Genomic DNA, 817 nt, shown 5'->3' on the forward strand with positions numbered 1-817 from the left:
GTGATCGGGATGCCCGGGCACCGGAACGCCCCAGTCGAAGGTGGTCCGCGAGATCGACAGATCCTTCAGGCCGGCCTTCACGTACGAGACGATCTCGTTGCGCCGCGTCGCGGGTGCGATGAACTCCGGCTGCGTCTCGTACAGTTCGAGCAGCTTGTCCTGGTACTTGGACAGGCGGAAGAAGTAGTTCGACTCCTCGGTCCACTCCACCGGGGTCTTGGTGTCGGTGGAGATGCGGGTGCCGTCCTCGAGGACGGTGGTCTCCTCCTCGGTGTAGAACGCCTCGTCGCGCACCGAGTACCAGCCGGCGTAGGTGTCGAGGTAGATGTCGCCCGCGGCGACCATCTGCTCCCAGATCGCGACCGACGCGGCGAGGTGGTCCTCGTCGGTGGTGCGGATGAAGCGGTCGAAGGAGATGTCGAGCGTCTTGTCCATGTTCTCGAAGACGTCGGAGTTGCGCGAGGCGTACTCCTGCTCCGAGAGACCCGCGGCCTTGGCGGCCTGCTGCACCTTCTGGCCGTGCTCGTCGGTGCCGGTCATGTAGAACACATCGAAGCCGTCCAGCCGTTTGAAGCGGGCCAGGGCATCGGAGGAGATGTACTCGTAGGCGTGCCCGATGTGCGGTGCGCCGTTCGGGTACGCGATGGCCGTGGTGACGTAAAAGGCGGGGCGATCGGATGCGCTCATGGTGTGTCTACTCTATCTGCGTGTCCTTCGTCGCTCGCGTGAATATCCCCGTCCATGAGTAGCCGCCGACCTGCGCCCGAGCCGCCGGAGCCGCTGTCGCCGCTGATCGACGCGCACACCCACATCGACG

General features: G+C 65.0%; 1 protein-coding gene. It reads right to left on the reverse strand.

Annotated features, from left to right (window positions below):
• On the reverse strand, positions 1 to 687 hold a 687-nt coding region (locus ACIRS4_RS38375), incomplete at its 3' end, for a methionine--tRNA ligase (RefSeq protein ID WP_404204932.1).
• Between the last annotated feature and the right edge of the window lie 130 nt (positions 688 to 817).

The organism is Streptomyces sp. NPDC101166 (genome assembly GCF_044768125.1).
GTDB lineage: Bacteria > Actinomycetota > Actinomycetes > Streptomycetales > Streptomycetaceae > Streptomyces.